The organism is Micromonospora sp. WMMA2032, assembly GCF_002688545.1.
Lineage (GTDB): Bacteria > Actinomycetota > Actinomycetes > Mycobacteriales > Micromonosporaceae > Micromonospora > Micromonospora sediminicola.
The window spans coordinates 501,031-525,202 of the sequence record NZ_CP024052.1 but is presented as its reverse complement, the minus strand read 5'-3'; the positions used below and the strand labels follow the sequence as shown (position 1 = coordinate 525,202).

General features: G+C 75.4%; 22 protein-coding genes. 11 read left to right on the top strand and 11 right to left on the bottom strand.

Translation table 11 applies throughout. The annotated features are described in order from the left end of the window. Positions 1-367: 367 nt before the first annotated feature. From CO540_RS02330 to CO540_RS02305, 6 genes are all read left to right on the top strand, one after another. Positions 368-1,192 carry a BTAD domain-containing putative transcriptional regulator gene (locus CO540_RS02330; protein ID WP_371682267.1) on the top strand — a complete coding sequence of 275 codons (825 nt, stop codon included), beginning with the start codon at positions 368-370 and terminating at the stop codon, positions 1,190-1,192. A gap of 62 nt (positions 1,193-1,254) precedes the next feature. Further along, on the top strand, positions 1,255-1,602 hold the full coding sequence (locus CO540_RS02325; protein WP_099160712.1) for a TcmI family type II polyketide cyclase: 348 nt from the start codon (positions 1,255-1,257) through the stop codon (positions 1,600-1,602). Between the two features lie 234 nt (positions 1,603-1,836). Beyond that, the gene (locus CO540_RS02320; RefSeq protein ID WP_099160711.1) at positions 1,837-2,739 is read left to right on the top strand and encodes a helix-hairpin-helix domain-containing protein; all 903 of its coding nucleotides are present in this window, start codon (positions 1,837-1,839) and stop codon (positions 2,737-2,739) included. A 210-nt stretch (positions 2,740-2,949) separates the two neighbouring features. Next, positions 2,950-4,152: a low temperature requirement protein A gene (locus tag CO540_RS02315; protein WP_099160710.1), complete on the top strand. Its 1,203-nt coding sequence runs from the start codon at positions 2,950-2,952 to the stop codon at positions 4,150-4,152. Positions 4,153-4,275: 123 nt separating this feature from the next. After that, a complete protein-coding gene (locus CO540_RS02310) occupies positions 4,276-4,482 on the top strand; it encodes a hypothetical protein (protein ID WP_091574126.1) in 207 nt (68 codons plus the stop codon). Positions 4,483-4,661: 179 nt separating this feature from the next. Further along, the gene (locus CO540_RS02305) at positions 4,662-5,621 is read left to right on the top strand and encodes a TIGR03557 family F420-dependent LLM class oxidoreductase (protein ID WP_099160709.1); all 960 of its coding nucleotides are present in this window, start codon (positions 4,662-4,664) and stop codon (positions 5,619-5,621) included. Positions 5,622-5,688: 67 nt separating this feature from the next. Here CO540_RS02305 and CO540_RS02300 read toward each other — a convergent pair whose 3' ends face one another. The 4 genes from CO540_RS02300 to CO540_RS02285 form a co-directional block, all read right to left on the bottom strand. Beyond that, positions 5,689-7,785 (bottom strand): APC family permease, encoded by a 2,097-nt coding sequence (locus tag CO540_RS02300; protein ID WP_099160708.1) that lies wholly within the window; start codon positions 7,783-7,785, stop codon positions 5,689-5,691. A 63-nt stretch (positions 7,786-7,848) separates the two neighbouring features. Beyond that, the gene (locus tag CO540_RS02295) at positions 7,849-8,280 is read right to left on the bottom strand and encodes a hypothetical protein (protein ID WP_253866376.1); all 432 of its coding nucleotides are present in this window, start codon (positions 8,278-8,280) and stop codon (positions 7,849-7,851) included. A 98-nt stretch (positions 8,281-8,378) separates the two neighbouring features. Then, on the bottom strand, positions 8,379-9,149 hold the full coding sequence (locus tag CO540_RS02290; protein ID WP_091574122.1) for a DUF5995 family protein: 771 nt from the start codon (positions 9,147-9,149) through the stop codon (positions 8,379-8,381). 112 nt (positions 9,150-9,261) lie between these two features. Beyond that, entirely contained in the window at positions 9,262-12,201 is a 2,940-nt protein-coding gene (locus CO540_RS02285; RefSeq protein WP_099160706.1) for a helix-turn-helix transcriptional regulator, read from the bottom strand. 189 nt (positions 12,202-12,390) lie between these two features. Here CO540_RS02285 and CO540_RS02280 point away from each other — a divergent pair, with 189 nt between their 5' ends. Further along, complete coding sequence (locus CO540_RS02280; protein WP_216642327.1) at positions 12,391-14,694, top strand: AAA family ATPase; 2,304 nt, start codon at positions 12,391-12,393, stop codon at positions 14,692-14,694. Positions 14,695-14,766: 72 nt separating this feature from the next. Here the strand turns inward: CO540_RS02280 and CO540_RS02275 are convergent, their stop codons facing one another. From CO540_RS02275 to CO540_RS02260, 4 genes are all read right to left on the bottom strand, one after another. Next, the gene (locus CO540_RS02275; RefSeq protein ID WP_099160705.1) at positions 14,767-15,333 is read right to left on the bottom strand and encodes a dienelactone hydrolase family protein; all 567 of its coding nucleotides are present in this window, start codon (positions 15,331-15,333) and stop codon (positions 14,767-14,769) included. Positions 15,334-15,381: 48 nt separating this feature from the next. Beyond that, the gene (gene paaI, locus CO540_RS02270) at positions 15,382-15,789 is read right to left on the bottom strand and encodes a hydroxyphenylacetyl-CoA thioesterase PaaI (RefSeq protein ID WP_099160704.1); all 408 of its coding nucleotides are present in this window, start codon (positions 15,787-15,789) and stop codon (positions 15,382-15,384) included. A gap of 1 nt (position 15,790) precedes the next feature. Continuing rightward, entirely contained in the window at positions 15,791-17,098 is a 1,308-nt protein-coding gene (gene paaK, locus CO540_RS02265; protein ID WP_099160703.1) for a phenylacetate--CoA ligase PaaK, read from the bottom strand. A gap of 118 nt (positions 17,099-17,216) precedes the next feature. After that, entirely contained in the window at positions 17,217-17,666 is a 450-nt protein-coding gene (locus CO540_RS02260; RefSeq protein ID WP_099160702.1) for a MarR family winged helix-turn-helix transcriptional regulator, read from the bottom strand. Between the two features lie 137 nt (positions 17,667-17,803). On the opposite strand from CO540_RS02260, the gene CO540_RS02255 reads away from it, so the two are divergent. The 3 genes from CO540_RS02255 to crcB all read left to right on the top strand — a co-directional run bounded on the left by CO540_RS02255 (position 17,804) and on the right by crcB (position 20,125). Continuing rightward, on the top strand, positions 17,804-19,030 hold the full coding sequence (locus tag CO540_RS02255; RefSeq protein WP_099160701.1) for an MFS transporter: 1,227 nt from the start codon (positions 17,804-17,806) through the stop codon (positions 19,028-19,030). Between the two features lie 250 nt (positions 19,031-19,280). Next, complete coding sequence (locus CO540_RS02250) at positions 19,281-19,772, top strand: CrcB family protein (RefSeq protein WP_099160700.1); 492 nt, start codon at positions 19,281-19,283, stop codon at positions 19,770-19,772. Then, positions 19,769-20,125: a fluoride efflux transporter CrcB gene (gene crcB / locus CO540_RS02245; protein ID WP_099160699.1), complete on the top strand. Its 357-nt coding sequence runs from the start codon at positions 19,769-19,771 to the stop codon at positions 20,123-20,125. The genes CO540_RS02250 and crcB overlap by 4 nt, the downstream gene beginning before the upstream one ends. A gap of 10 nt (positions 20,126-20,135) precedes the next feature. On the opposite strand, the gene CO540_RS02240 is transcribed toward crcB, so the two are convergent. Together CO540_RS02240 and CO540_RS02235 are read right to left on the bottom strand one after the other, a co-directional pair. After that, complete coding sequence (locus CO540_RS02240; protein WP_091574113.1) at positions 20,136-20,468, bottom strand: hypothetical protein; 333 nt, start codon at positions 20,466-20,468, stop codon at positions 20,136-20,138. Between the two features lie 86 nt (positions 20,469-20,554). Next, positions 20,555-21,772 carry an MFS transporter gene (locus CO540_RS02235; RefSeq protein WP_099160698.1) on the bottom strand — a complete coding sequence of 406 codons (1,218 nt, stop codon included), beginning with the start codon at positions 21,770-21,772 and terminating at the stop codon, positions 20,555-20,557. Positions 21,773-21,889: 117 nt separating this feature from the next. Between CO540_RS02235 and CO540_RS02230 the strand changes: the two genes are divergently transcribed. Then, positions 21,890-22,879, top strand: coding sequence for a LacI family DNA-binding transcriptional regulator (locus CO540_RS02230; RefSeq protein WP_099160697.1), 990 nt, complete (start codon positions 21,890-21,892; stop codon positions 22,877-22,879). 7 nt (positions 22,880-22,886) lie between these two features. Here the strand turns inward: CO540_RS02230 and CO540_RS02225 are convergent, their stop codons facing one another. Then, a complete protein-coding gene (locus tag CO540_RS02225; RefSeq protein ID WP_099160696.1) occupies positions 22,887-24,029 on the bottom strand; it encodes an aromatic acid exporter family protein in 1,143 nt (380 codons plus the stop codon). Positions 24,030-24,172: the final 143 nt, after the last annotated feature.

Genomic DNA, 24,172 nt, shown 5'->3' with positions numbered 1-24,172 from the left:
CCGCCGGGGGCGTCACCCGGGCGTCAACCGGGCACGAGCAGAGCGGAAACATGGTGACGCTGCGTTGACGCAAACTGTGCGTGGCCTATGGGAAGATCGAGTTCCGCTTCTCGTTGGCGACACTTTTTCGCAGATCACGGGCGACTTACGAGTCAGTTACGGACTGTCATCGATGTTGCGGGCCGTTGACTGAGAGTAACAGGCGTTGATATTCTTCGTCTCGGTCAGCCCGGCCGCGACGGACCTCTCCGGCCGAGGCGGAACGTTCCGACACCGGGGTCGCGGGCGAGCAGAGCCGGGCAACACACAGGACGGTCGGGACGAATGTTCCGGTGCAGGGGGGTGCGCCGTGTCCGGTGGTTCGAGGATGCCGACGGCGGGCGACCCCGCCCCCCGGGTGTCACTGCACCTGCTCGGCGGCTTCCAGCTGCTGCACGACGGCGTGCCCGTGGTGGTGCCCCGGGGCCTGCAACGGGTCATCGCCCTCATCGGGCTGCGCCCCGGCGCCACCCGCAGCCACCTCGCCGGGCTGCTCTGGCCCGAGACCTCCGAGGAACGGGCGCTCTCCTCCCTGCGGACCGCCCTGTGGCGGCTGCGCCAGGACCCGTGCTGCCCGCTGCGCACCGGCGGCGACACCGTACGCCTCGGACCCACCGTCCACCTCGACGTGGACGAGCTGGTGGTGACCGCCGCCCGGGTCCGCGACGGCGCGACCCCCCGGGGCGCCGCCGGCGCCGGCCGGCACGACCTGCTCCCCGGCTGGTACGACGACTGGGTCCTGCTGGAACGGGAACGGCTCCGCCAGCTCCGCCTGCACATGCTGGAGGAACTGGCCGGCAACCACCTCGCCGCCGGCCGCCACGGAGAGGCCCTGGAGGCCGCGCTGGAGGCGATGGCGGCCGAGCCGCTGCGGGAGACCCCGCACCGCCTGGTCGTCCGCATCCACCTGGCCGAGGGCAACGCGTTCGAGGCGGTGCACTCCTTCTACGTCTACCGGGACCTGCTCCTGCGCGAACTGCGCCTGGAACCCTCCCCGGCGATGACGGCCCTGCTGGACGACACCCTCGCCCCGATCCGTCGGGCCAGCCGGCCGGAACCGCCGCAACGGCGGGCCGACCGCGGCCGGCCCGCCGGCCCCGCCCGCCCGCAACGCGCCGCACCACCGCCATCAATACCCAGGGGTACGCCGTGACGGCGAGGTGACAGCCGGGCCGGCACCGTGGACGCAGCAGCAGCGCGGCGAGAGGGGTCCCGATGAGTCGACTGTTGGTGGTCAGCCGGATCGTGCCCGGGTCGCAGGGCCGGGTGGCACAGATCTTCGCCGAGTCCGACGCGACCGAGCTGCCCCACCTCACCGGGATCCGGCACCGGTCCCTCTACTACCTGCACGACCTGTGCGTGCACCTGATGGAGACCGGCGACGTCGCGCCCGACCTCGCCGCCGACCTGCGCGACCACCCGCTCTACGAACGCGTCAACGAGCGGCTCTCCGCGCACACCTCGCCGTACCTGCCGACCTGGCACTCCCCCCGGGACGCCGTGGCCGGCTGCTTCTACAGCTGGGACGCCGCCGACACCCCCACGCCCGACCGGATCCGCTGACCGGCCACGGGCGACGGACGGGGCGCCCCGGGACCCCGCACGGCACCAGGTCCCGGGGCGCCCTCCCCCATCGCCGACGGCACACGCTCGGTCATCCACCGACCACCGGCCGACACGGCCGATCCCACCGTCGACGCCCGACCCCCGGCCTGCCTGTCGCCCCGTGCGCGCGTGTGCGAAGCTGCCCCGAGTTTTCTCGTGACCGTCGTGCACGCACATAGAAGGAGGTAGGCCATGCCGTCGAGCTTCGGGCAGTGGCTGGTCGTGATCCTGGCCCTGCTCATCGGACTGGTCGTCGGCTGGGTGGTGAGCGGCCGTCGGGCCGGCGCCGGCAGCTCCGCGCCCACTGTGGACGCCGCCGCCACCCCGGCCCCCGAGGTGACCGCCGTCGTCGACGAGCCCCGTCCGGCCGCGGTGGTCGACGAGACGCCGGCTCCGGCCGCCGTGACCGACCAGCCCGCGCCGACCACCACGGAGCCGGCCGCCGCCTCGGAGCCGGCGGAAGCCTCGGAGCCCGTGACCGCCTCGGAGCCCGTGACCCCCGCTGCCGGGCCCGTGACTGTCGACGAGCCGGTCGCCGCGCCGGAACCGGTCGCCGCGCCGGAACCGGTCGCCGCGGCGGAACCGGACCGCGAGCCGGTCGGCATCAGCGCCGAGCCGTCCCCGGTCGCGCCCGAGCCGGTCGCGGAGTCCGCGCCCGTCGAGCCCGCGCCGGTGGGCGTCGACGCCGAACCCGCCGACCCGCGGTCGCCCGCCGTCACCGAGCCGGTCGGCGCCGAGCCGGAACCCGCCACCGTGGCCGCCGTGGAGCCGGTGGCCGGACCGACCGGATCGGACACCGCGCCGGCGGTGGTGCCGGCGCCGCGGGCCTCGGCCGAGAACGATCTGTCGGACGGTGCGACGCCGGACGACTTCCGGCGTATCCAGGGCATCGGGCCGAAGCTGGCCACCGCGTTGCAGGACGCGGGCATCCGCACCTACCGCCAGCTCGCCGAGCTGGACGAGGCGGCGCTGCGGGAGACCGTGAAGGCCGCCGGCCTGCGGGCCGCGCCCGGGCTGGCCACCTGGCCGCAGCAGGCGAAGGTGCTCGCCGGCGCCCGCGCCGAGGCCGACCAGGTCCTGCCCGCGGGCGAGTAGTCCGCGCCCGCACCGGGCCGGTGGTGACCGATGGTCGCCGCCGGCCCGACCTGTTCACCCGCGTCCCCGCCGGCCGTCCCGTTCCGGACGGGCCCGGCCACCTGCCCGGAATGGCGGAAAGCCGACCGGAGACGGACGGGCGTCGCTACGGTCGGTGAAGGGCCAGGACGGACGGCCCGCCGCGCCCGATCCCGCCCGCAGGAGCAGCTCGTGCCCACCGGAACACCGGAGCCCGCCGGCCGGCGGCCGCCGGTCCGCGATCCGGAGGCGCCGCGCCGGGTGACCCTGCTGGAGCTGTTCTTCGACCTGGTCTACGTGGTCGCGCTGGCCCTGATCTCGCGCAACCTGATGGGCGAGGTCAGTTGGGAGCGGGCCGCCCAGTCGCTGGTCATGCTGATGGCGATCTGGTGGACCTGGGCGATCACCACGCTGGTCACCGACCTCTACGATCCGCAGCGCGGTGAGATCAAGCTCCTCATCGTGGCGGTGATGTTCGGCGCGCTGCTGATGACCACCGCCATTCCGGAGGCGTTCGGCGCCCGTGGGCTGGTCTTCGCCGGCACGTACGTGGCGATCCATCTCGGACGCGGCCTGTTCCTCATGCCGGCGGTCCGCCGCCACCCGCAGACCCGGCGCCGCGCCATCCGCATCTTCATCTGGTTCGCCGTGTCGGCGGTGCCCTGGCTGATCGGGGCGGTGGCGGCACACGGCGCCGCACGGCTGTGGTTCTGGGCGCTGGCGCTGGCCATCGACTACCTCGGTTTCCGGCTGGCCTACCCGGTGCCCGGCCTGGGCTCGGTGCCGGACGCCCAGCGCAACGTCACCGCCGAGCACCTCTCCGAGCGCTACCAGCAGTTCTTCATCATCGCGCTGGGCGACGCGGTGCTGGTCTCCGGCACCGTGTTCAGCCTGCACCACTCGGAGGTGGAGAACCTCCTCGCGTTCAGCACCGCGTTCGCCACCACGCTGCTGCTCTGGCGCATCTACGTGCACAAGTCCGGTGAGCTGCTGCCGGAGGCCATCGCTCGGTCGACCCAGCCGAGCCGGTTCCTGAACACCGCCCCGTACACGCATCTGCTGATGGTGGCCGGGGTGGTGACCAGCGCGGCCGGCTTCGACCTGGTGCTGCTGGAGCCGACCGGGCACACCCCGCCGGCCTGGCTGGCGATCATCCTCGGCGGCCCGGCGCTGTTCCTGGCCGGTCGGGCCGCCTTCGAGTACGAGGTGTTCAGCCGAGTGTCGCTGTCGCGCCCCGGCGGGGTCCTGGTGCTGCTCTGCATCGCGCCGGCGGCGCTGTTCCTCGCGCCGCTCTACGCCGCCGTCGGGGCGATGCTGGTGCTCGCCGGGGTGGCCGTCGCCGACCACCGGCGCAGCCGCGGCCGTCCGCCCGAGGAGCCGGCGCCGCCGCACTGAGTCACCGCGCCGGTAGGTAATCGGAATCGGCCGTGCCGGCACCGGTGTTCCGTTTGGCGGATCACCCGCGCGGGGTACATGCCCTCCACCTCGAATCCACCACAACCCCAGTGGAGGCAACTGATGCGCGGCACCTCGATAGTCGGCGTTCTGGTCGTCATCTGGCTCATCATCGGCGCGATCGCCGCCGGGCAGCGCGGCTACTACGGCAACGACGACACCAACTGCGCGGAGGCGGGCACGATCCTGGTCACCATCGTGGCCGGCCCGCTGAACTACATCGGCGCCAACCCGAAGATCGACTGCAAGCTCCCGGAGCCGTCCAAGTAGGCCTCCACCCCGTACTTCCCCTCGGCCCGCGCCCGCCTGGCGAGCGCGGGCCGTTCCGTGCCCGGAGTCGCGCACCGCACCATCCGTCAGGCGTCCTAGGAGGCTGGGTTTGTGGGGTTTGCCGTCGGGCCAGGCGGGAACGGCAGCGGTCCGCTGACGACGGGACGGAGAACCCCGGCATGAAGATCGGCTACAAGCTCGCCTCGGAGGCGTTCGGGCCGCAGGAACTCATCCGGCAGGCGGTCCGCGCGGAGGAGGCCGGCTTCGACTTCGTCGAGATGAGCGACCACTACCACCCGTGGCTGGAGGTGCAGGGACACTCCTGCTTCACCTGGAGCGCACTGGGCGCGATCGCCGCCCGCACCAGCACGCTCGGCCTGGCCACCGGGGTCACCTGCCCCTCGGTCCGGTACCACCCGGCGATCGTCGCGCAGGCGGCGGCGACGCTGGCGCTGATCTCCGACGGCCGGTTCACGCTCGGGGTGGGCGCCGGCGAGCGGCTGAACGAGCACGTGGTCGGGCTGGGCTTCCCGAGCGTACGGGGCCGGCACGAGCGGCTGCGCGAGGCGCTGGAGATCATCCGGCTGCTCTGGCAGGGCGGTTACCAGTCCTACGAGGGCCGGCACCTCCAGCTGGAGGACGCCCGGGTGTGGGACCTGCCCGAGCAGCCGCCGGTGATCGCCGTCGCGGCCAGCGGCCGGGCGTCCGCGACGCTCGCCGCCGAACTGGGCAGCGGGCTGTTCGCCACCGAGCCGAAGGCGTCCATCGTCGGGCACTACCGGGAGGCCGGCGGTCAGGGCCCGCGCTACGCCGAGGTGCCGATGGCCTGGGCCACCGACGAGGAGCAGGCGGTACGCGCGGCGAAGGAGACCAGCCGCTGGGCGGTCACCGGGTGGAAGGTGATGAGCGAGCTGCCCAACCCGGTGAACTTCGACGCGGCCACCGCCTGGGTGGAGGACCACCACATCCGGCAGCAGTTCTCCGTCGGCCCGGCGCCGGAGCCGCATGTGGAGAAGGCGCGGGCGTACGTCGAGGCGGGCTACGACCACATCGTGCTGCAGAACGCCGGCCCGGATCCGGACGGCTTCCTCGACTTCTGCGCCGGCGACCTGCTCGCCCGCGTCCGCGCGCTCGGCTAGCCGATGCAAGGAGGGGCCCCTTATTAACAGACGTCTGTTAATAAGGGGCCCCTCCTTGCATCGCGGCTCAGCCGCCGACGTGGATGCCGGGGCGGCGGGTCGGGTCCGGCTCGGACTTGCGGATGATCTCCCGGACCACGGGCGGTGTGTCGCCGCGGCCCAGGATCAGGTAGCGCAGCAGGTGCGCGATGGGGTTGCCCTCGGACCACTCGAAGTGACAGTGCGGGCGGACCCCGGTGGCGTCGCGCAGCGCGAGCAGGATGGCGGCGATCGCGTTCGGCGCGGCCGGGCTGCTGGCCCGCAGGATGCGATAGTCGCCGACCTCCACCCCGTGCACCTTGAGCACCTGGCTGAACTGGGACGGGTCGCTCACGTCGATCTCCAGGAAGAGCACGTCGGCGGCGCCCGGCACCGGGTTCATGGACCGCTGCGCCCGCTCCTTGACCCGGTACTCCTTGACCGAGCCGCTCTGCCGCTTGTTCGCGATCAGGTGCAGCCGCCGGTCACGGGCGACGGACTCGTCGACGAACCGGCGGGCGGCGTCGTCGAACTCGATCCGCTCGGCGCGCAGCTCGGTGGTCCGGGTGACCCGGGAGATCAGCGAGACCGCGACGATGCCGGCGATGAAGAACCCGGAGATGGTGATGCCGTCGGGCTTCGCCACGACGTTCTCCGCGAGCGCGTACAGCAGCACGGCGGTGAGCACCGCGAACCCGACGCCGGCACCCCGGTGCCCGGCCCGCAGCGCCGAGATGGTCACCGCGATCGCGCCCGAGACCATCATGGCCAGGATGCCGGTGGCGTACGCGCCGGCCTGGGCGTTGACGTCGGCCCGGAAGGCGACGGTGATGGCGATGCTGATCGCGGTGTAGACGAGCACCACCGGGCGGACCGCACGTCCCCACTCCGGCGCCATGCCGTACGACGGCAGGTAGCGCGGCACGATGTTGATCAGCCCGGCCATCGCCGAGGCGCCGGCGAACCAGAGGATGAGGACGCTGCTGATGTCGTAGACGGTGCCGAACGCCTCGCCCAGGTGTTCGTGGGCGAGGAAGGCGAGCGCCCGGCCGTTGGCCCCGCCGCCGGGCTGGAACGCCGCCGGGGGGATCAGCACGGTGGTGACGAACGTGGTGGCGACCAGGTAGACCGACATGATCAGCGCGGCGGCGGTGAGCAGCCGCCGGGTGTTGCGGATCCGGGCCGCCAGCCGGCGCTCCGGGTCGTCGCCGTCGCCCCGGACCAGCGGCATCATGCTCACCCCGGTCTCGAAACCGGACAGGCCCAGCACCAGCAGCGGGAAGGCGAGCACGCTGGTGGTCAGCACGTCGCCCGCGCCACCGACCCGGGTGAGCCGTTCGGTCCAGTCGCCGAGCAGCCCGGGGTCGGCGACGATCTCGGCCACCCCGACGGCCACCACCACCGCGTTCAACGCCAGGAAGACCGCGACGAGCGGGATGGCCACCTGCACCGCCTCGCTGAAGCCGAGCAGGAACACGCCACCCAGCACCAGCAGCAGCACCACGGTCACCGCCACCGCGGCCGAGGCGCCGTGCGGGAACGACGCCGGCAGGACCGGGTTCTCCAGCAGGTGCACGCTGGCGTCGGCGGCGGAGAGCGTGATCGTGATGATCCACGAGGTGGCGACGAACCCGAGCAGCACCAGCACGAAGATCTTGCCGCGCCAGAACGGCAGCAGCCGCTCCAGCATGGCCACCGACCCCTGCCCGTGCGGGCTCTCCCGGGCCACCCGGCGGTACATCGGCAGCATCCCGAACAGCGTCAGCGCCACGATGAGCAGGGTGGCCAGCGGACTCAGCGCGCCGGCCGCCACCGCCGCGATGCCGGGCAGGTAGGACAGGGTGGAGAAGTAGTCGACGCCGGTCAGGCACATCACCTGCCACCACGGGTGGGCGCGTGCCTGGTGCTCCCGTATCTCCGGGCCGACCGGCTCGACGCGATGCTGGAACAGCCAGCGGTGCAGGCGGTCGGCCGGCGCCGTCGGCCGGGCCGGCGTCTCCACCCGCTCCGGCAGCGTGCCCGGGGCGCGGCCGGACCGGTCGCCGTGCTCGGCGTGCCGGCCCGCCCGGGCCGCGGCGGCGGCGTGTGCCTCGCGCCGTCGGTCCCGCGTACGCCGGGGCTGCTCCCCGTCCTCTGCCTGCGCCATCTGCTCCCCTCCGGCCTCCTGATCACGGTAGGCGGTGGCCGGGGCGCGGCCCGGCGGAACCGGTCAAGCGCCGCCGGAAGTGCCGGGAGCCAGCGCCTCGCGCAGCGCCGCCGGGTCGGCGACGGTCACGGTGAGCGCCGGGTGTCGCGGCCAGGGGCCGGGTGCCAGCGCCGGCACCGGCTCGGTGAACCGGAGGCAGAGGCCGCCGGCGACGCTGGTGCCGAATGTCGCGCCGCCGTCGGCCAGCGACAGGTGCGGGCCGATCGCCCGCCACCAGCGGTACGGGCCGCTCAGTTCGACTCCGGCGACGTTGCCCGGGGTGGTCCGCAGGCGCCACGGGCCGAACCGGACGACGAGCGCGTCCGGGGCGAGTTCCACCGCGGCGGTCTCGGGCCGCACGCCGAGCAGGGCCAGCGGCACCCGGAACGCGGGGTCGAAGCGGAACGGGAAACGGCGGACCGGGCCGGGCGGGCCGGTCGGGGCGGGATGCGGCACGGCCACGTCGTACCCGGCCGGACGGGCTCGACACCCCGACGGACGGTGTCCCCGCGTCCCGCGCCCGGACGGCGGGACGCGGGGACCCCCCGTCCCGGCTACTGCAGGAACGCCCCGAGGGGCGACAGCAGCAGCCGGCCGAGCAGCGCGGCGTTGTCGTCCAACCGCGTCCGCTCACACTCGCGGGCGTCCGGGTCGTGCCGGCAGCGCCAGATCTTCTGCGCGTTGCGCCAGGCCACGTTCCGGGTGTACTCCACCAGCTCGCCCTGGTACCAGTCGTCGATGTCGCCGTTGACCATGTCGATCATGAGCTGCCAGTGGTCCAGGTAGCCACGGCGCAGCTCCGGGATCCGCTCGGCGAAGATCTTGTTGATCTCCAGGTAGTCGCGGTGCTGGTCGCTGCCGTCGACCGGCTCGGACTCCAGGCTCTCCAGCGTGGTCACCAACGCGAACGGCAGGTCGTAGTTGATGTGCGCGTTGACCCCGGCGGCGGCCGAGGGCAGCGGGCGGGCGTCCGGGCCGCGCATCCGCTTGAACAGGCAGGACCAGGCCTTGGGCGTGCTCGGGCTGGCGTCGGTCCAGAACCGCAGCGCCTCGAAGTAGCGCGCCGCGAACTCCACGTCGAGCCGGGCCAGGAAGGCCGGGTCGACGAACCGGTCCTCGTAGAGACCGTCGAGCACGGTGCTGGTGATGACCAGGTAGAGCTTGTTGAAGTCGGCCAGCGGGCAGCTCGCCTCCAGCGGAGGAAGCCGGACCAGCATGTCCTGCAGCTTGGTGAGATGGTCGACGACCGCCGGCACGTCGGCGGGGTGGTCGGCGAGCAACCCGACGATGTCCTGGTGCACAGGACCCCAGACCGGTTCGGTCATCTCTCCTCCACGATGGTCGGCGCCCCCCACGACGCCACCCGATTCCGCGGCACAGCCTGCCAGCCGCCGCACACGCGCCGGATCAGTAGAACGACGTATTGCCGACGTACGTCTATTCCGGGCGGTTGCGCAGGAAGATCGCGCTGGCCTGCACCCGGGTGCGGACCTGGAGCTTGTCGAAGATGTGCGACACGTGCACGCCGATGGTCCGCTCGCTGATGAACAGCCGTTGACCGATCTCCTTGTTCGTCAACCCCTCGGCGACCGCGGCCAGCACCTCCCGTTCCCGCGCGGTCAGCACCGCCAGCTCGTCCACCGTCGGCGCGGTCGGGACGGTCGGCGCCGTGCGCGGCCGGGGCACCGGCGCGGGCGACGGCGCGTCGTCCAGGGTCACCCGGGCCCGACCGGCGAGGGTACGGATCTCGGCGCTCAGCGGCACCGCGCCGAGCGACTGCGCCATCGCGTGGGCCTGGCGGAGCAGCTTGCCGGCGGTGGCCACCCGGCTGCGCCGGGCCAGCAGCGCCTCGGCCTGCCGCAACCGCGAGTACGCCGCCGGATAGGGATGGTTGCGCCGGTCCCACTCGGTGGCCGACCGGCCCCACAGCTCGGGGTCGCCCCGGCCGTCGTCGAGCCGGCTCAGCTCGGCGTCGCAGAGCGCGAGGAAGCCGTCGGCGACGTAGCGCACCGGCGCGCCGGCCTTCTCGCTCTTGCGGGTCACCCGCTCGACCACCTCGCGCAACCGGCGCACCGCGGGCGGGTCCACCTCGACCGTGCGGCTGGCCGCCGCCTCGGCCTCGGCGCGCAGCCCGTGCCAGGCCAGCGTGGCCAGCACGATCACGTCGTCGGAGCGGCTCTCGGTCAGGCCCCGCTGGACGGCCTGCCGGGCCAGGTCGTGCCGGCCCTGCCACATGGCCAGCCCGGCGCGCAGGATGAGCATCGGCAGCACGTGCCGGGCGCCACCGCCGGCCAGCACCGTGGCGACCGCCTCCAGGTCGCGGTCGGAGGCCTCGACGTCGCCGTAGCCGACGGAGAGCCGGCACCGGGCCAGCAGCAGCTCGACCGCGTCGGCGCCGGACGGGCGGTGCCGCAACGCGGTGGCGACGACCTTCTCCGCCTCGGCCCACTGCCCCACCCGGAACAGCCCGTTGGTGGCGACGGCCAGCAGCCGGGTCTCCCAGGTGCGACCGAGACCCAGCTCGGCGACCCGTTCGGCGCCGCGGCGGGCCACCACCACCCCCTCCTCGAGGATGTTCAGCGGGCCGGTGAGCAGCTCGGCCAGGTGCAGGTAGGCGCAGGCCACGTCCTCCGGCCGGCCGGAGGACTCGGCGGTCTCCAGCGCCCGGCGCATCACCGCCAGGCCGGCGGTCTGATCCTCCAGGAACGCCTCGCTGAACCCGAGCGCGGCGCTGGCCAGCACCACCTCCGAGGTGGAGCCGGGCACGTCGGCGGCGAGGTCGAGCGCCTCCCGGGCCTGGTCGCCGGCCTCGGCGTAGCGGCCCAGGTGCAGCAGCAGCTCGGCCAGCCGGGCGGCGGCGGTGCACCGCTCGCGCGGGGTGCAGTCGGCCGACTCCAGCACCCGGCGGTATTCCTCCTCGGCCGGGGCGGAGCGGCCGGCGGCGGCCAGGTAGCGGGCCCGCCGGATGTGCAGCGCGCAGGCCGGTGGGCCGGACGCGTCGGCGGCCAGCTCCTCCAGCAGGGTCAACGCCCGGGCGTGCTCGCCGCTGTGGTGTGCGGCCTCGGCGGCGTGGCTGAGCAGCTCGGCGCGGTCCACCTCGACCGGTGCGGGCCGGCCGCCGTCCGGCGGGGCGGGGGTCGCGGCCAGCGCCAGCGCGACGGACCAGTGGCGGTGCGCCTCGGCGTACCCGTGCAGCCGCTCCGCCTCGCGGGCGGCGGCCATCGCGGCCGGCAGCGCGCGGGCCGGTTCGCCGGCCTGCCGCCAGTGGTGGGCCAGTCGGGCCTGGTGCAGCTCGGCCGGCGCGGCGGTGAGCGCCTCGGCGTAACGGCGGTGCAGCGCGGCCCGCTCGGCCGGCAGCAGCTCGTGGGCGAGGATCTCGGCGACCAGCCGGTGCCGCAGCCGGTAGCCGTCGTCGGCGCCGACCAGCAGCCGGTGCGCCACCGCCTCACGGACCGCGTCGAGCAGCTCGTCCTCCGGCAGCCGGACCACCTGGGCCAGCAGCCAGTGCTCGACCGGCTCCACCCCGGCGGCGACCGCGTGCACCACGGCGTGCGCCGGTTGGGGCAGCGCGTCGACCCGGTCCAGGAAGACCTCGCGCAGCGTGTCGGAGAGCCCGTCCCGGCCGTCGCGCCGGTCGCGGGCCAGCTCCTCCACCACGAACGGGTTGCCACCGCTGCGCTGCCACACCTGGTCGGCGGCCTCGGGGGGCAGCGGCGCGCCGACGATCGCGGCGGCCAGCTCGTCGGTGCCGGCGCGGTCCAGCGGCAGCAGGTCGATCACCCGCACCGACCGCAGCCGGCGCAGCTCGGTGAGCACCCGGCGCAGCGGGTGCGCGCCGCGCAGCGACTCGGCCCGGATCGCGGCGAGCACGGACAGTTGCAGGTCGCCCAGGCCGGCGAGCAGATAGAGCAGGAGCTGGCGGGTGCTCCGGTCGACCCACTGCAGGTCGTCCAGGACGAGCACCAGCGGCCGACCGCCGGCGACCAGGTGCAGGCCCTGCGAGACCCGCTCCAGCAGCGCGCCGGCGCCGTCCGGGCCCGGGGTCTCCTCGTCGAAGACCTGCAACAGCCCGCGGACCGCCGAGGTGGTGCGCGCCTCGGCCACGTCGGTGTCGAGCCGGCGCAGCGCCTGGCGCACCGGGTGCAACGGCGAGGCGTCGCCGATGTCCAGACAGGTGCCGGTGAGCACCAGGGCGCCCGACTGCCGCAGCCGCTCGCCGACCTCGGCCAGCAGCCGGGTCTTGCCCACGCCGCTCTCGCCGGTGAGGAACACCGCGGCCGTCTGCCCGGGGGCGACGTCGTCGAGCAGCGCCGACCGCAGCGTCGCCAGGGTCCCGACACGGCCGACGAGCGGTGCGGTGTCCACATCGCTGGCCATGGGACGCAGCCTAGTCACAGGTCCCCGCACCGTTCTACGGGCTTACGGGCGTACTCGTACTCCTCGCGTCGACAACACGACTAACGGTTGCGGGTGGTCGACATACGTCGTCCTACCGATCCCCCGAGGACCCGGTGGTGAAAGTCTCCGGTGGTCGTCAGGCACCGGACCAGGGAAAGGGTGGGTGCGATGTTGATCACCACGCCCGCGGCGAGTCGGGAAGCCGTCAGCGCGGCACGCTGGCCGGTGCCGGAGGAACGCCGCACCGTCACGGTGCTCTTCGTCGACATCGTCGGCTCGACCGGTCTGGTGGAGCGGCTCGACCCGGAGGACGTGCGGACGTTGCAGCGCGCCTACTTCGGCACCGTGTCCGGGGTGCTGCGCCGGTGGCGGGGCGTGGTGGAGAAGTACGTCGGCGACGCGGTGATGGCGCTGTTCGGCGCGCACGGCTGCGACGGCTTCGACGCGTACCGGGCGGTGCGGGCCGGGTTGGAGATCCAGGCGGCGCTCGACCGGCGGCCGGCGGGCGACATCAGGCTGCGGGTCCGCGTCGGTGTCGCGACCGGTGAGGTGCTCGTCGACCTGACCGGCGCGCACGACGGCGGCCACGGCGCGGCCAGCGGCGCGGTGATCACCACCGCCGCCCGGCTGCAGGAGTACGCCCCGCCCGGCGGGGTGGTGGTCTGCCCGAGCACCCGACGCGCGGTCGCGGGCCTGGTCGAGCAGCGTCCACTGGCGACGATGACCATGGCCGGCAAGGCCGGGCCGGTGGACGTGTGGCGGGTGACCGGGGTGTCCCGGCACCGGCCCACCCGGCACCACGGTCCCCTGGTGGGCCGCCGGCGCGAGCTGGCCGGCGCGGCCGACGAGGTCGTCCGGGCGCTGCGCGAGCGACGTCCCCGGTGGATCTCCCTGGCCGGCCCGCCGGGCAGCGGTCGCAGCCGGCTGCTGCACGAGCTGACCCGCGCGGTGTCCCGGGTGGACGGCACCGAGGTGCGCTGGTGCGTGGCGCACTGCCCGCCCTACCCGGACGGGGAGCTGGCGCCGCTGGCCGACCTGGTCCGCGCGCTGCTCACGCCGGACCCGGCGGTACGCCCGCTGCCCGGCTCCACCGCCGGTGACCCGGGGTGGGCCTCGGCGAGCCCCGCGCTGGCCGCGTTCCTCGCCACCCCGGACGATCCCGCCGCGGCGTCCCGGGCCGTGGCGGCCTGCCGCGAGCTGCTGCTCGACCGGGCCGCCGGAGCGCCGGTGGTGGTGGCGGTGGACGACCTGGACCGCGCGGCGCCCGCGCTGCACCGGTTCCTGCGTCACCTGCACGCGACGGCCGGCGAACGACGGCTGGCGCTCGCGGTGGTCACCACCCACAGCGCCGGACGGGCCGACCCGTCGCCCGGGCCGGGCGAGCGGTGGCGCCGGGTGTGGCTGGCGCCGCTGGGGGCCCGGGACAGCGGACGCCTGCTGCGGCACCTGCTCGACCGGGCCGACCGGCCCGCGGCGCTGGCCGCGCGGCTGCTGCCGCTGGTCGGGGGCAACCCGGCGGTCGCGACCGCGTACGCCGCCGAGGACTCCGGCGACGAGCCGGCCGGGGTGCCCGCCGCGGCGCGCCGGCTCGTGGACGCGCGACTGGACCGGCTCGACGGCGCCCAGCGCGCCGTGCTGATGGCCGGCGCCACGGCGGGCGGCACGCTCGCCCCCGCCACGGTCGAGCGGATGCTCGGCTGGGCGGCCGGCCGGGTCGGGCCGGTGCTGCGCACCCTGGCCGCGGCGGGCCTGCTCCGGCGTACCCGCGCGGGCGGCTGGACCATCGCCGAGCCGGTGGTCGCCCGGATGGCCGCGTACCGACTGCCCCGCGCGGCACGGGCCGACTTCGCCCGGCGACTTCGCGGCGACGGGACCAACGGCCGGTCGAGGGCTGTCCCCGCCACGCGCCGGCCGGGCGCCGCGTCGAGGCTCGACGTTCCCCGCGGGGACGTCGACGGGCGGGCGACCTGCCCGCTCGGGGTGGGGCGGTCGCGCCGGTCGGGTGGAGGGGCCCGACCGGCGCCCGTCCCGCCGATCCGGGCGGCGTCGCACCGCTCGGGGTACGCCGCGCCGGTCGCATCCGGCGCCGGGCCTCCGACGGCCGCCGCACCGCCGGCGGACGCCGCGATGCCACGGGGCACGGCCGCCGTGGCACCGTCCCGAGCAGCCGTGGCACCGTCCCGAGCAGCCGTGGCACCGTCCCGAGCAGCCGTGGCACCGTCCCGAGCAGGTGCCGGGGCGCCGTCCCGAGCAGGTGCCGGGGCGCCGTCCCGAGCAGGTGCCGGGGCGCCGTCCCGAGCAGGTGCCGGGGCGCCGTCCAGGGCGGGCGCCGGGGCGTCCGCCGGCGCGGGGAGCGTGCTCCGGCTCGGGGCGGGTTCGGCGGGGTCGACTACCGGGCCGCCGGAACGGGCGGGGCGGCGGCCGGGAACGGCGGGGTCGCAGCGGCCCGCCGCGCTCGGGCTCGCCGCCTGAGCGGGTGCGTCCGGGTCGGAGCGGGCACGGGGCCACTCCGGCCCGGGCGTCACCGGGGCCGGCGCAGGTACGTCACACCTCGGCGAGGAACGCGAGGACCCGGTCCCAGGCCAGGGCGGCGGCGAGCGCGTCGAAGTCGGGCGTGTCCGGGTCGGTGAACAGGTGCCCCGGTCCCGGGTAGCGGTGCACGACGACCTCCGCGCCGGCGTCGCCCATGGCGGCTCGCCACTCGTCCACCTCGGCGTCGGTCTCGTACTCGTCGGGATCGGCCAGGTGCAGCCGCACCGGCAGCCCGGCGCGGACCGACTCGGGCGCGCCGCCGGTGCCGTGCATCAGCAGCAGCGCCGCCGCCCGTGGCCGCTCGGCCAGCAGCGCCCCGGCGATGCCGGCGCCCATCGAGAACCCGGCCAGCACGGTCTCGTCGGGCATCGCGGCGACCGCCGCGCGAGCCCGGTCCAGCACCGCCTCGTGGCCGATCTCGCCGAACAACGCGAACCCGGCCTCCACCGTCCGCGCGGCCGGCACCCCGTACAGGTCGGGGGTGGTCACCCGGTGCCCGGCGGCCCGCAGCCGATCCGCGGCGGCCGGCACGGCGGGCCGCAGCCCGAAGACGGAGTGCAGGAGCAGGACGTCGGCCATCGACCCATCGTCGCGCAACCGGACACCCGTCCCGGTCGGGCGCGCCGGTCAGTCGCGGGCGATGGTCCGGCTGCGCCCCCGGAACTCGGCGACCACCTCGTCGCCGCGCCGGACGGTGACGTCGTAGATGCCGCTGCGGCCGTGGCGCACCCGCTCGCTGGCGTACGCCTGCAGCAGGTCGCCCTCGCGCACCGGGCGGAGGAAGGAGATCTCGCCGCCGGCGGCCACGGTGGCCGGTCCGTGGCTGTTGCAGGCCAGCGCGAACGCGGTGTCGGCGAGCAGGAACACGAAGCCGCCGTGGCCGATCGCGTGGCCGTTGAGCATCGCCGGGGTGACCCGCATCCGGGCCACCGCGGCGCCGTCGCCGGCCGAGACGAGTTCGATGCCGAGCCCCTTCGACGCCACGTCGGCGTCGAACATGTCGTGCGCGGCGGTGCGGCCGTCGTCGCCCGCCATCTCAGCGCTCCCGCCGCTGGTCGACGATGCGGCGCATCTTGCCCATCGAGCGTTCCACCCCGTCCGGCTCGATCACCCGCACCGCGACGGAGACCCCGATGGTGTTCTTGACCTGCTCGGCCAGGGCCGCACCGGCCCGCTCCGCCTCGTCCGGCGCCGTCCCGGCGCGCCGTTCCACGTGGACGGTGAGCGTGTCCAGCCGGTCCCGCCGGTCGAGCACGCACTGGAAGTGCGGTGACAGGGCGGGCGTACGCAGGATCAGCTCCTCGATCTGGGTCGGGAAGACGTTCACCCCCCGCACGATCATCATGTCGTCGGTACGCCCGGTGATCTTCTCGATCCGGCGCATCGGGCGGGCGGTGCCGGGCAGCAGGCGGGTCAGGTCGCGGGTGCGGTAACGGACCACCGGCATGGCCTCCTTGGTGAGCGAGGTCAGCACCAGCTCGCCCCGCTCGCCGTCGGGCAGCACCGCGCCGCTGACCGGGTCGATGATCTCCGGGTAGAAGTGGTCCTCCCACAGGTGCAGCCCGTCCTTGGTCTCCACGCACTCGACGGCCACGCCGGGACCCATCACCTCGGAGAGGCCGTAGATGTCCAGCGCGTGCATGTCCAGGCGCTGTTCCAGCTCACGGCGCATGTCCTCGGTCCACGGCTCGGCCCCGAAGACCCCCACCCGCAGGGACGTGGCGCGCGGGTCGAGGCCCTGCCGCTCCATCTCGTCGACGATGGCCAGCATGTAGCTGGGGGTGACCATGATGACCTCCGGCGCGAGGTCGCGGATCAGCATGACCTGGCGCTCTGTCATGCCACCGGACACCGGGATCACCGTGCAGCCCAGTTCCTCGGCGCCGTAGTGCGCGCCCAGGCCGCCGGTGAACAGTCCGTAGCCGTACGCGACGTGCACCCGGTCACCCCGGCGACCGCCGGCGGCGCGGATCGAGCGCGCCATCAGCGTCGCCCAGGTGTCCAGGTCGGCGCGGGTGTAGCCGACCACCGTCGGGCGTCCCGTGGTGCCCGACGAGGCGTGCAGCCGGGCGACCCGCTCGCGGGGCACCGCGAACATGCCGAACGGGTAGTTCTCCCGCAACTCCGCCTTGGTGGTGAACGGGAAGCGGGCCAGGTCGCTCAGGTCCCGCAGGTCGTCGGGGTGGGCGCCGGCGGCGTCGAACGCGCGTCGGTAGTGCGGCACGTGCGCGTAGGCGTGGCGCAGCGAGTGCCGCAGCCGGTCGCGTTGCAGGGCGCGCAGCTCGTCGACGCCGATCCGCTCGACGGGATCCAGCTCGTCCGGACGAGGGGTGCGGTCCTGCACGGGTGCCTCCTGCGCGACGGGCCCGGACGCCGCCGCGCCGGGCGATGCCGATCACCGTACGCCCGTACGGGCCGTCCTGCCAGGTCAGCGCCGTCGGGATCGGCGGGGCCGGGCGCGCTCAGCGGGCGGCCGGCAGCCGGTGCAGCGCGTCGACCAGCGGGGCCAGCTCGGGGGTGCGCCCACCCTCGGCCAGCGCGTCGGTGAGCACCCGGTCGTGGGTGGGTCGGGCCCGGGCCAGCAGCTCCGAGCCGGCCGGGGTCAGCTCGGTGTAGATGCCGCGCCGGTCGTCCGCGCAGAGGATCCGGGTGAGCAGCCCGCGCTCCTCCAGGCGGGTGACCAGGCGGGTGGTGGCGCTGCCGGAGAGCGCGGCGGCGCGGGCCAGCTGCCGCATGCGCATGTGCCAGCCGTCCTGCCGGGAGAGCGCGTCGAGCACCGTGTATTCCACGACGGAGAGGTCGTGCTCGGTCTGGAGGGCGCGTTCCAGGGCGGTCTCGATCAGGCCGTGCAGCGCGGCGAGCGTGCGCCACCCCTGGGCGCGGATCTCGACCGCGTCGTCACCGATGCCCATCCGGCCCTCCTCCGCTGTGACCTGGACGGCCCCCAGCCTAGCACGCTTGCGCCGATAGCAGGCGCGTGCAACTATTTCATTGCAGGCGCGGGTAATTGCACGCGCACTCTGTCTTCTCACGCAGGGAATGGACTGTCATGTCACCACGCACCTCCGCGCTCCCGGGCGGCCTGCTGGCCCTGGCGATCGGGGCGTTCGGCATCGGACTGACCGAGTTCGTGATCATGGGACTGCTCCCCCAGGTCGCCGCCGACTTCGCGGTCAGCGAGTCGGTCGCCGGCTGGTTGATCTCCGGGTACGCGCTCAGCGTCGCGGTCGGCGGGGTGGCACTCACCGCGGCGGTCACCCGGCTGCGCCGCAAGCCGGTGCTGCTCGGGCTGATGGTGCTCTTCATCGCCGGCAACCTGCTCTCCGCGCTCTCCGGCGACTACGCCACCATGCTCGCCGGCCGGATCGTCGCGGCGCTGTGCCACGGCGCGTTCTTCGGCATCGGCGCGGTGGTGGCCGCCGGCCTGGTCCCGCCGGCCCGCCGGGCGGGCGCGATCGCCATGATGTTCGCCGGCCTGACCGTCGCCAACGTCCTCGGCGTCCCGTTCGGCACCTTCCTCGGCCAGCACTTCGGCTGGCGGTCGACGTTCTGGGCGATCACCGGCATCGGCGTGCTGGCGTTGGCCGGGCTGGCGCTGCTGGTGCCCGGCCGTGGGCCGGCCACCGACGCCGCCACCGGCGGCGGGCTCCGGGGCGAGCTGCGGGCCTTCACCCGACCGCAGGTCTGGTTCTCGCTGGTGGTCACCGTGCTCGGCTTCGGCGGCATGTTCGGCGCGTTCACCTACATCGCCTACACGCTGACCGAGGTCAGCGGCTTCGCCACCGGCACCGTGCCGTGGCTGCTGGTGCTCTTCGGCGTCGGCCTGTTCGCCGGCAACCTGGCCGGCGGGCGCGCCGCCGACCGCTCGCTGTCGACCACTCTGGTCACCGTGCTCGCGGTGCTCACAGTGGTGCTGGTCGGCTTCGCGCTCACCGCCGCGAGCCCGGCCCTCACGGTCGTCGCGCTGGTGCTGATGGGCGCGTTCGGCTTCGCCACCGTGCCGCCGCTGCAGATGCGCATCATGCGGTACGCCCACGAGGCGCCCACGCTCGCCTCCGGCGCCAACATCGCGGCATTCAACCTGGGCAACGCGCTCGGGGCCTGGATCGGCGGCCTCACCATCGGCGCCGGGCTGGGGTTCACCGCACCGATCTGGGCCGGCGCCGTGCTGACGTTGCTCGGCCTGGCGGTGCTCCTGATCGCCGAACGCGCCGCCCGCCACACCCGGCACGAGCCCACGCCCGCCCCCCGCGACCTGGCCGACGCCACCCGCTGACCCACCCCACCCCGTCCGGGCCGGCCCGCCGATCTTGGACTTGTGGCGCCTCCGATGTCCGCCTACGCGACGTTCGCGCGGTGCCACAACTCCATGATCGACGACAGCAGGGGCCGCGATCGACGACACCAGGGACCGGACGCGGGCGGGTTATGCTCGGGAACGAAGCCGGCGGTGGGGCCCGCCGTCCCGGGAGGCGCCGGGAGAACCGCGGACACGCCAACGGTCCCTGCCAGTGATACCCGTCCTGGTGGGAGGCACCGTGTCACGACCGCCCGAGTCCCGCGTCGATCCGGATGTCGATCTCCGCGTACCCGCGGACCGGGGTGAACTGACCGCGCACCCGGCGGCGGTGCTCGCCGTGATCGCCGCCGGCGGCGTGCTCGGCGCACTGGCCCGCGCCGGCGTGCAGGCCGCCGTCCCGCACCCGCCCACCGGGTTCCCGTGGGCCACCTTCGGCGTCAACGTCACCGGCTGCCTGCTGATCGGCGTGCTGATGGCGGTGCTCACCGCCCGCCCGGCCGGCCCGCTGGCCCGCCCGTTCCTCGGCGTCGGGGTGCTCGGCGGGTTCACCACCTTCTCCGCGTACGCGGTGGACGCGCAACGGCTGGTCACCGCCGGCGCGGCCGGTACGGCGCTGGTCTACCTGGCCCTGACCGTGCTCGGGGCGCTGGTCGCGGTGGCGGTCGGGGACGCGGTGACCGCCCGGCTGCTCACCGCCCGGGACGAGGTGGCCCGGTGACCGTCCTGCTGATCGCGCTCGGGGCCGCGCTCGGGGCGCCGCTGCGCTACCTCACCGACCGGGCCGTGCAGTCCCGGCACGACTCGGCCTTCCCGTGGGGCACCCTGACCGTCAACGTGGCCGGGTCGCTGCTGCTCGGCGCGGTGCTCGCCGTGCCCGCCGACCCCGGCGTGACGGCGCTGGTCGGCACCGGCTTCTGCGGCGCGCTGACCACCTGGTCGACGCTGAGCTACGAGACACTGCGGCTGGCCCGCTCCGGTGCGCGCCGGCACGCGTACGCGAACGTGCTGGCCAGCGTGGTCGCCGGGCTCGGCGCGGCGTTCCTGGGCTACGCGGTGGTCGCGGCGTTCTGACCCGCCGGGGTCAGCGGGCGTGGCGTTCCGGGTGGGCCCGGTTCCACGCCCGCATCCGCTCCGGGTAGCCGGTGCGGGCCGCCTCGTAGAGCGGCACCGCGTACCGCTGCGCGATCTTGCCGGCGGCCCGGGGTGAGCCGGTGCGGCGGCGGATCCACTCGCCGTCGTGGGCGATGGCGACCACCGTGGTGTCCGTGGCGGTGGTCTCCGGTTCCAGATAGAACTCGACCCCGCTGCGGCTGGTGACGAACGCCTCCAGCTGGGCCAGGTCCTCCCGGTTCGCCTCGCGGTCGAGCTTCGTCGGGGTCGTCGGGTCGGCGGCCCGTCGGCTGAACCAGCCCATGCCCGCCTCCTCTCCTCGGCGTCCGTCCCAGTGCAGCACGCCGGCCTGGCAGCCGCCTGGGAGCGGGGTGGGAGTCGGCTGAGCCGTCAGCGGGCCGGCTGGCGGAGCACCGGGACCAGCGCGAGCGTGGGCAGCAGGAGCAGCGGCACCAGGCCGAGCGCCGGCAGCACCCCGAAGTGGTCGCCGAGGAAGCCGAGCAGCGGCGGGCCGGCGAGGAACGCCGTGTAACCGATCACCGCGACCACGCTGACCCGGGCCGGCGCCTTGTCCTCGTCGTCGGCGGCGGCGCTCATCCCGACCGGGAAGCCGAGCGACGCGCCGATCCCCCACAGCGCCACGCCGACCACGGCCAGCGGACCCGAGCCGGCCAGCACGGCCAGGGTGGCGCCGGCGGCGGCCAGCCCGATGGTGCCGAAGAGCACCGGCACCCGCCCCCACCGGTCGATGGCGATCGTGCCGACGGTGCGGCCCAGCGTCATGCCCACCACGAACACGCCGAACACGGCGGCGCCGACCGCCTCGCTGACCCCGTACCCGTCCACGAACGCCACCGCCAGCCAGTCGTTGGCGCTGCCCTCGGTGAACGCCATGACCAGCACCAGAAGGCCGACCAGCAGGGTGCGCGGCTCCCGCCAGGCGGCCAGCAACGCCCGCCGGCGGGCCGCCGGCTCGCCCGCGCCGGCCGCCTCGGCCGGCGCGGACAGGAACGCCCGGGCGCCGAGCAGGGTGCCGGCGAGGATCAGCGCCGCGAGCACCGGCAGGTGCACCTCGATGGGTACGCCGAGGCGGGCGGCGCCCGCGCCCAGCCCGGCCCCGGCCACCGAGCCGAGGCTCCAGGCGGCGTGGAACCGGGGCATGATGGTGCGGCCGATCCGCTTCTCCACCGCCGCGCCCTCGACGTTCATGGCCACGTCGCACAGGCCGGAGCCGAAGCCGAACGCGGCCAGCCCGAGCCCCACGCCGGGCACCCAGCCGGCCAGCCCGGTGGCCAGCCCGGCCACCGTCATGCCGAGCGCGACCAGCAGCGTCGCCACCGCCACCGTGCGGGCCGGGCCCAGCCGCTGGGTGACCAGACCGGCGGTCGGCATGGCCAGCAGCGCGCCCACCGACATGCAGAGCAGCAGCAGGCCGAGCCGGCCGGGGCTGAGCCCGAGCGCCTCCCGGACCGCGGGCACCCGGGAGAACCAGCTCGCCACCGCCAGCCCGTTGAGCGCGAACACGACGGCGACGCCGGTGCGGGCGGCCAGAACCGGCCGGGGCACCGGTGGCCGCTGCCCGGCCGGTGCGTCGAGGGTGCTGCTCACGGTGCGGTCGTCCCTTCCCCGAAGTGGTCCCGACGACCATCGCACACCTGAGAGCGCTACCACCACAAGCGCTCCCACCCCTTACCCCGGCCGGCCCCGACCGGGCATGATGCGGGCATGGGCACGCCGACCGCACGACCCGCCACGCTCGACGACGTGGCGCGGGCCGCCGGGGTGTCGCGGGCCACCGCCTCCCGGGTGCTCGGTGGCTACGGCTTCACCTCGGCGGACGCGCGGGCGCGGGTGGGCGCCGCCGCCGACCGGCTCGACTACGTCCCGGACGTCACGGCCCGGGCGCTGGTGCGCGGCGCCGGGGTACGGCTGGTGGTGGCCGTGATCGGCCGCGCCGGGACGGTCCTGGACGACCCGTACGTGCACCGGGTGGTGAGCGCCGCGTCGCGGGTGTGCGCGCCGCACGGCGTCGGGGTGGCGCTGGAGTGGCTGCCGCTGGGCGACCCGTCGGGGCTGGGCCGGCTCGGCGCCGACCGGGGCGTCTGCGGCGTGATCCTGGTCAACACCACCCCGGCGGCGCTGGCGGCGGTGCCGGCCCGGCTGAGCGGCCGGGTCGTCTCGATCGGCACCGGCTCGGCGACGGTGCCCTCGTTCGACGTGGACAACGCGGCCGGGGCCGAGGCGGTGCTGCGCCACCTCCACGCCACCGGCCGCCGCCGCATCGCCATGGTCACCGGTCCGCGCTGGCTGGTCTGCGCGGAGCGTTCGGTGACCGCGTACCGGGGGTTGATGCGCGCGGCGGGGCTGCCGGAACGCGTGGTGACCGGCGACTTCACCACGGCCCGGGGCGGCCGGGCGGCGCTGGAGGCGCTGCGCCGGTGGCCGGAGGTGGACGCGGTCTACGCGGCCAGCGACGCCACCGCGTTCGGGGTGATCGCGGCGCTGCGCGGGCGGGGCCTGCGGGTGCCGCACGACGTCGCGGTCGCCGGCTTCGACGACCTGCCGTACGCCGCGGTGAGCAGCCCGCCGCTGACCACCGCGACCCACCCGGTGGACCGGATCGCCGCCGCCGCGGCCACGGCCGTGCTGACCCGGGCGCCGGTCGCGCCGACGACCGCCTTCGCGTCCACGCTGGTGGCCCGGGAGAGCGCCTGACCGGTGCTCAGCGCTCCGGCCCGCCGACCGCCGTGTCGACCCGGCTGAGCACCGTGGCGTCGTCGTCCACGCCCACGCCGCGCAGCAGGTCGATGGCGGTGGCCCGGACCTGGCCGATGATCATCGCGAGCGGCAGTGTCGGGCCGGCGGTGAACAGCCGCCCGGCCGACCGGACCGCCTCCAACGCCGCGACGTCGACCCGGGCGGCGTGGCTGTCGGCGATCTGCTCCTGCCCGTCGAGGTCGGCGGCGAGCGCGTCGCCGGCCGAGCGGACGGCCTCGCCGAGCGTGCGTACCGCGGCGCCGAGGTCGGCCGGGACGGGCGACGGGCTGCGGGTCAGCGTGACCGCCGCGCGGGCCAGCACGCGCACGTTGCGGACCGCGTAGTCGATCTGCCGGATCGAGCCCTCCACCGAGCGCAGCCGGCCGAGGTGCCGGCGGCGGCGTACGTTGAGCCGCAGCGCCTCGCCGGCGGCCTGGACCGCGCCCCGCAGCCGCTCCACCCCGGCGTCGGCGTGCCGGGCCCGCTCCAGCGCGGCCAGGGCCGCCTCGTCGTCGGTGTCGTCGAGCGCGGCGGCGACGTCGTCGAGCACGCCGGCCAGCTCGGCGAAGGTGTGCCGGAACTCGGCGACGAGTGGGGCGAGCGGCCGGCGGGCGTCGACGAGCTGGCTGGCGACCACCGCCACCGCGCCGCCGATGAGCGCGTCGACGAACCGGAACGGGACCAGCGACTCGGTCGGCGGCGAGACCACCACCAGGTAGAGCGCGGAAACGGCGGCCTGCACCACGGTGACCGAGCTGGCCCCGACCGCCACCGCCAGCGCGACGGTGAGCAGGATGACGGTGAGCACGGTCCAGGTGGTCCGCGGCCCGAGCGCCTGCACCACCAGGTCGGCGACGAGCACGCCGGCGGCCACGCCGAGCACCACCTCCACCGCCCGGCGCATCCGCTGGCCCCGGGCCTGCCCGAGCACGATGAGGGCGGCGGCGGGCGCGAAGAACGGCTGCGGGTGCCCGACGATCCGGGTGGCGAGGACCCAGGCGACGGTGGCCGCCAGCGTCGCCTCGACCACCGGCACCCAGCCCCGCCGCAGCCGTCCGGCCGCCTCCCGGACCGCCGAAGCGGTCCGGCCCCCGGTTCCCGCTGCCATCGCCCACCTCCCGTGCCGTCGGCACCTATCCTCCGGTCTCGCGCTCCGGCCGGGTCGGGCGGGCGGTGCCCGTGCCTGGCGCGGCGGGCCGGCTCCGGCGCGCGGACGGCCAGGTCGGGCGGCCGGGAACGGGGGCGCGCCGG